Source organism: Paraburkholderia sp. C35, assembly GCF_003121405.1.
Classification (GTDB): Bacteria; Pseudomonadota; Gammaproteobacteria; order Burkholderiales; family Burkholderiaceae; genus Paraburkholderia.
In genome coordinates this window covers 1-6249 of sequence record NZ_QBUY01000198.1, presented here as the reverse complement: position 1 = coordinate 6249, position 6249 = coordinate 1, and the positions used below count along the sequence as shown (strand labels likewise).

At 62.3% G+C, this 6249-nt stretch carries 5 protein-coding genes; all 5 read right to left on the bottom strand.

Going from position 1 to position 6249, the window contains the following annotated elements:
* Positions 1 to 181 precede the first annotated feature (181 nt).
* The 5 genes from DK391_RS43605 to DK391_RS43585 all read right to left on the bottom strand — a co-directional run bounded on the left by DK391_RS43605 (position 182) and on the right by DK391_RS43585 (position 5710).
* Positions 182 to 1570, bottom strand: coding sequence for an amino acid permease (locus tag DK391_RS43605; RefSeq protein ID WP_109484204.1), 1389 nt, complete (start codon positions 1568 to 1570; stop codon positions 182 to 184).
* Positions 1571 to 1708: 138 nt separating this feature from the next.
* Complete coding sequence (rqpR, locus tag DK391_RS43600; RefSeq protein ID WP_109484203.1) at positions 1709 to 2365, bottom strand: response regulator transcription factor RqpR; 657 nt, start codon at positions 2363 to 2365, stop codon at positions 1709 to 1711.
* A gap of 49 nt (positions 2366 to 2414) precedes the next feature.
* Positions 2415 to 3299: an ATP-binding protein gene (locus DK391_RS43595; protein WP_109484205.1), complete on the bottom strand. Its 885-nt coding sequence runs from the start codon at positions 3297 to 3299 to the stop codon at positions 2415 to 2417.
* Between the two features lie 484 nt (positions 3300 to 3783).
* Entirely contained in the window at positions 3784 to 4554 is a 771-nt protein-coding gene (locus tag DK391_RS43590; RefSeq protein ID WP_109484202.1) for a ferredoxin--NADP reductase, read from the bottom strand.
* Between the two features lie 514 nt (positions 4555 to 5068).
* Positions 5069 to 5710, bottom strand: a complete 642-nt coding sequence (locus DK391_RS43585) for a LysE family transporter (protein ID WP_109484201.1) — start codon at positions 5708 to 5710, stop codon at positions 5069 to 5071.
* Positions 5711 to 6249: the final 539 nt, after the last annotated feature.

Here is a 6249-nt window from a genome sequence, read left to right as displayed (position 1 = left end):
TTTAGCGGCTTTCTTTTGCCTACTTTTCTTTGCCGCGGCAAAGAAAAGTAGGTGCTGCCCCGCACAGGGGCGACGCGAGAAGAACCACTAACAAACCGCGGATGCCAGCGCCGAGGCCAAGCCGCGGAAGCCAGCGCAGAGCAAAACCAACAACCCCAAACGCCGCAGGCAAAAAAAAACCTCAACCAGCCAACTTCGAATGCCGCCGCGAATACCCGAAATAAACCAGCATCCCAATCGCCAGCCAGATCACAAACGCAATCCAGGTAACCTTGCTGAGATTCAGCATCAGAAACAGGCAGGAAGCCACAGCAAGAATGGGCACAACGGGCACGCCAGGGCAAGTGAACGCCCGCGGCAGATCAGGATGTGTGCGCCGCAACACGAGCACAGCAATCGACACCATCGAGAAAGCCGCCAGCGTACCGATATTGATCAGCTCGGCGAGCACATTCAACGGCACGAGTGCGCCGATCAGACCAAACACGATCCCCACCAGCCAGGTGGTAGCAAACGGCGTAGCAAACTTCGGATGCACTTTGGAAAGCGCCGCAGGCAGCAAGCCATCCCGCGACATCGCGAAGATCACCCGCGTCTGACCGTAAGCCATCACCAGAATCACCGTCAGCATGCCAAGCACGGCGCCAAGGTCGATGAAGCCCGCCACCCAGTTCTGACCGGCAACCTGCAGCGCATACGAAACAGGATGCGAAATATTGGCGAACTGCGCCGACGGCACGATGCCCGTCACGACAGCGGCCACGGCCACATACAACACCGCGCACACACCGAGCGAAGCAATGATCCCGATCGGCAGATCGCGTTTGGGATCCTTCACCTCCTCAGCCGCCGACGACACCGAATCGAAGCCGATAAACGCGAAGAACATCACCGCCGCCGCGCCGAACACGCCCGACATGCCGTTCGGCATGAACGGATGCCAGTTCTCCGGCTTCACATGGAACACCCCGACGACGATCACCAGCAGCACCACCGTCACCTTGATCGCCACCATCAGATTGTTAACGCGCGTCGATTCGCGAATGCCAACCGACAGCAGCGCCGTGATCGCCATCATCACGAGGAAAGCGGGCAGGTTGACCAGCGTCTCGTGGCCGGGCTGCGCGCCGGGCGCCGCCGTCAGCGCAACGGGCAGCGAAATGCCGAAACCCGACAGCAGCGATTGCAGATACCCCGACCAGCCGACCGACACCGCCGATGTCGCCAGCCCATACTCGAGCATCAGATCCCAGCCGATGATCCACGCTGCCAGTTCGCCGAGCGTCGCATACGAATACGTGTAGATCGAACCGGCGACGGGAATCGTCGAGGCAAATTCCGCGTACGCCAGCGCCGCGAAACCGCACGCGATGGCCGCGATAATGAACGACAGCATCAGCGCCGGGCCGGCCTGCACCGCGCCCGTGCCCGTGAGCACGAAAATGCCGGTGCCGATGATGGCGCCGACGCCGAGAAAGGTCAGATCGAGCGCGCCGAGCGCTTTCTTCAGGCCGGCAGCCTGCGCGCCGGCGATCATGTGCTCGACGTTCTTCTTACGAAAGAGGGACATTTGGCGGGGTCTCCTGTTCAGCACGCGTGTGGGCGCGCCTCATGTCGGGGAAAACCCGCAATTTTAGCGGAAACGGGCCGGACGGCCTTTCGTAGTGCACAACGACAGTGCGCCGCGGACGCGGCGCGCCCGCCAGCGTCAGACCGTCATCGCCGGATTCAGATCGACGAGACGGTTGCTCATGACATAGAAGGTTAGCTCAGCGTTGTTGCGCAGCTTCATTTTCTCGAGCAGCCGCGTGCGGTAGACGCTCACCGTTTTCACCGACAGCGACAGCGCGATCGCAATGTCCGTCAGCCGCTTGCCCGAAGCGAGCATGCACAGCGTCTGGTATTCGCGGTCGGAGAGCTTTTCGTGCGGCAACTGCTCGCCGTCGAAGGAAACGTAGTCGGCCAGCGCTTCCGCCATCGCCGGGCTCACGTATTTGCGGCCCGCCGCGACCTGCTGGATCGCCGCGATCATCTGCGCGGCATCGACGGTCTTCGACAGATAACCCGCGGCGCCTGCCTTCAGCGCGCGCACCGCGTACTGATCCTCGCGGTACATCGAAAACATCAGCACAGGAACGCGCGGCAGCTTGCGTTTCAGGCGTTTGAGTACTTCGACGCCATTCATGTCCGGCAACGAAATGTCGAGCAGGATCACGTCGTACACGTGCCGCGATGCTTCCATGAGCACCTCGGCACCCGACTGCGCCTCGGCGACGTCGTCGGCGACGCCGCGGTCGATCAGCAGTTGCCGCACGCCCTGTCGAACGACGGCGTGATCTTCGGCAATCAGAATGCGCAGGCTCATAACGGTAAGTCAGTGTTCACTAACGGATTGCTGGCGGATCGAAAACGGATCACAGACGGATGGCGGTGCGCCGCGCGCGCGGGCGCGACGCGTTGCCGAGCAGCGCTTTCCACGCGAAGCGCGCATGCACGGTCGTGCCGCGCGCCTGACCAGCCGGCGGCTCGACGCGCAGTTCGCCGTCGAACGCGGTGCAGCGCGCGCGCATGCCGGCCAGCCCGAACTTGCGCTCGTCCTCGCCGGCGCGCGGCGGAATGCCGATGCCGTCGTCGCTGACGACGATGCTCAGATGCTGGGTGGTGGTTTCGATCCGCATATCGGCGCCTGATGCGCGTGCGTGCTTGGCGACGTTGTTCAGTGCTTCCTGCGCAACGCGGAACACGGCCAGCGACGCGTCGTCGGGCAGGCGCGTGAGGCGCGCATCGGCGGCACACACGAAGCTCATGCGCAGGCCCGTGCGGTTGGCGAAGCTGCTGGTCCAGTGCGACAGCGCGCTGACGATGCCTTTATCGAGCGTCGGTGCGTGCAGTTCGCCGACAGCCTGCTGTACGGCTTCCGTGACGGCGTCGAGCGATCGTTGCGCGGCTTCTAGGGCGGAGCTGCATTGGGGCGGAGCGTCGGCGGGCAGCCAGGTTTCGACATTGGCGAATGCGAAACGCGCGGCCGTCAGTTCGGCGCCGAGGTTGTCGTGCAGTTCCTGCGCGACGTGACGGCGGGTGGCTTCCTGGGAGAGCAGCAGTTCGGCGGCCAGTTCGCGAACCCGCGCCTGCAGGCGTTCGAGTTCTTCGACGGCTGCGGCTGGTGTGACCGACGCAGCGGGCGTCGCGGCCTTGCTGGCACGACGGCTCACCGGTGCATTCGACGATGCGCGCCGCACGTCGCCCGTGCGCGTTGCCGCGCCGTGCGCATGCATCGGCACCACGATCGATGTTTCCACGGCCGTGCTCACGACGCGAAATCGCCGGCGTCACAGCGACGCACCGGCAGCAAATAGACGAAAGAACGCATGCGAACCCTGCCCCCCAGATATGTCCGCCGCAGGAACTGCCACGACGGAAAAACGCTACGCCGTGGACGTAACGCAATTTACATTCTGTAACAAAAATAAGACAGTTTCGTTAATAGTCTGTCAAATGCTGCTGCGCTGGGATCATATCTTAAAAAAAGAAAAAATGCCCGTCCATATTGGCTTGCAGCGCAAAGTTAACGCAATAGTTGAAGCGCTAGGCTGGGTTTATGTCAGACAAATTCCTACAGCCAAAGTTAACTTTCGGCGGGTGGATTTGTAACGCTGTATCCGACGCGATTCCGGCACCTCCAGGTCGGATCCGACAGCCCTTGCGAAAAGTGCGCGCCAAAAGAAAAACCGGAGCGCGAAGGCTCCGGTTTCGGGTGCTGCAGACGGCTCGTGAGGCAGGTTTTTAGCCCACGAACGCCTTTTCGATGACGTAGTGGCCAGGTTTGTTGTTGCTGCCTTCCTGGAAGCCGAGGCTGTCGAGCAGCTCACGCGTGTCGCGCAGCATGTGCGGGCTGCCGCAGAGCATCACGCGGTCGTTTTCGAGCGAGAAGTGCGGCAGGTCGAGATCTTCGAACAGCTTCTTCGTTTCGATCAGGTCGGTGATGCGGCCGCGGTTCGCGAATTGTTCGCGCGTCACCGTCGGGTAGTACACCAGCTTTTCCTGGATCAGTTCGCCGAGGTGCTCGTGCGCCGGCAGGTGATCCGTGATGTATTCCTTGTACGCCAGTTCGTCGACGAAACGGCAGGTGTGCGTCAGCACCACGCGCTCGTAGCGGTCGTAAACGTCCGGGTCCTTAATGATCGACATGAAGGGCGCGAGGCCCGTGCCGGTGGACAGCAGCCACAGGGTCTTGCCGGGCAGCAGGTTGTCGGCCATCAGCGTGCCCGTCGGCTTCTTGCCGATCAGAACCTGATCACCCACCTTCAAATGCTGGAGACGCGACGTCAGCGGGCCGTCCTGCACCTTGATGCTGAGGAATTCGAGGTTTTCTTCGTAGTTGGCGCTCGCCATGCTGTACGCACGGATCAGCGGCTTGCCGTCGACTTCGAGACCGACCATCGTGAACTGGCCATTTTCGAAGCGGAACGACGCGTCGCGCGTGCAGGTGAAGCTGAAAAGCGTATCGGTCCAGTGATGGACGCTCAGGACGGTTTGTGGATTCAGGTTGCTCATGGCTTCTTCGATGGTGCGAAAACAAGGTCGGCCACATAAAAGCGGGCCGGCACGGCAAAGGCAATGCATCGTCCCGAGCCGGGTAAACAACCCGGGAATGATGCGCAATCCGCTATTTTACCGCGTTACCGTACCGGGCATTGCCGCGGCGGGTTGGGCGGTGAATGTGGGCTGTCAAGCTGGTTGTCACAAGTACCGGCGCGGCGGTCGTCCGGTTGTGCCGGAGAGGCCAGCCGCGGCGCGGCAAGGATGTACTGCTGGGGTGGCGCGGCGTTGGGTCTGTGCCCGGATGACTCGCGTGGGTGTTGCCCTCGGAGTCCCGTCCATCCGCGACGGACGCCGGGCGGTTGCCGCTCGACGGGAGTCTGCCCATCGGCCATCTGAGATGGCGACCGTGCAACGAAAACGGGCGCTGGTAGGCGCTATCTCGGAATAATACCGGAAACGTATCACGCGCTGCAGCATTGACCCTTCTCGCGAAGCTGGAAACCGCGCGTGGAAGGCCGCGTGACGTTCAGCTTTCCGCCGCGAGTTTCGCGCCGAGACCGACCAGCACGGCGCCGCACACGCCGTCGATTGGCCGGCGCAGGCGCCGATAGCCGCGTTGCGTGCGCTCGGTGGCGAACATCAACGCGACGCTGCCATACCAGCCCACCGACATCATGCCGATCATCGCGAGCGCCACGCCGTAGAACCACAGCGGCGGATGCGCCGGAAACAGCGTCGCGAAGATACTGGTCCAGAACGCGCAGGATTTCGGGTTCGTCAGGCACGTGAGCATGCCCGTGCGCCACGCGCGGATATGCGCGCCACGGTCGTTGGCAGGCGGCAGATCGACAGCCACGACGACGGCGTCGCCGCGTTTCGTGCTCGAACGTACGAGCTTGATGCCGAACCACACCAGATAGACCGCACCTGCGATGCGGATACCGCTATACAGCCAGTCGATCCGTTGCAGCACGGTGGCAAAGCCGAGCATCGCTAGCGAGGCCCAGATGGTCGATCCCGTGCCGACGCCCAGCGCCGATGCCGCGCCCAGCCCGCGACGGCCCGCCAGCGAGAGCTGCGTGATCATGAAGAAGTTGGGGCCGGGGCTGATCAGCGCGATCAGATAGACGAGGGCGATTTGCAGCAGGATCGGCAGGTAATGATGCATGGTGATGATTTGCCGGTTCGAGAGCGGCGGAGAACAGGGTGAAAACGCCATGTTACTCTGGCTTACGGTGGTTTGACCGTTGGTCAGGGGGCTTTGTGATACGGGGTGGGTTTCGGTGGCATCCGCGGTTTGGCCTCGGCGCTGGCATCCGCGATTTCGTATCGGTGTTTCACGCGTCGCCCCTGTGCGGGGCAGCACCTACTTTTCTTTGCCGCGGCAAAGAAAAGTAGGCAAAAGAAAGCCGCTGAACACCGCCAGTTCTTGTAGTTGCCTGCGGGCCCCCAGCCGGTCCTATCCTTCACACGGCGTCACTCTTCTTGATGCCCGCTGCCAGCGCTCTTTAAGAGCGCATCACCCTCTTCAAGCACCCGCGTCTCAGCAGGCCTTGCCAGTTCGGCCCAGGCCGCCTAGGTGGCAAACGGTGTGTCGGCTGTCGCGCCTTATACGCATCACTCCGGACTGAAAAGCAAAGGCGGTGTGTCTTGTAGGATCGCCGACGCAGAATGTGCGACAACCTACACACCGTTTGCCACCTGGGC

Coding starts and splice junctions, on each gene's coding strand:
- DK391_RS43605 (WP_109484204.1), bottom strand. CDS start 1,570: ATGTCCCTCTTTCGTAAGAAGAACGTCGAGCACATGATCGCCGGCGCG.
- rqpR (WP_109484203.1), bottom strand. CDS start 2,365: ATGAGCCTGCGCATTCTGATTGCCGAAGATCACGCCGTCGTTCGACAG.
- DK391_RS43590 (WP_109484202.1), bottom strand. CDS start 4,554: ATGAGCAACCTGAATCCACAAACCGTCCTGAGCGTCCATCACTGGACC.
- DK391_RS43585 (WP_109484201.1), bottom strand. CDS start 5,710: ATGCATCATTACCTGCCGATCCTGCTGCAAATCGCCCTCGTCTATCTG.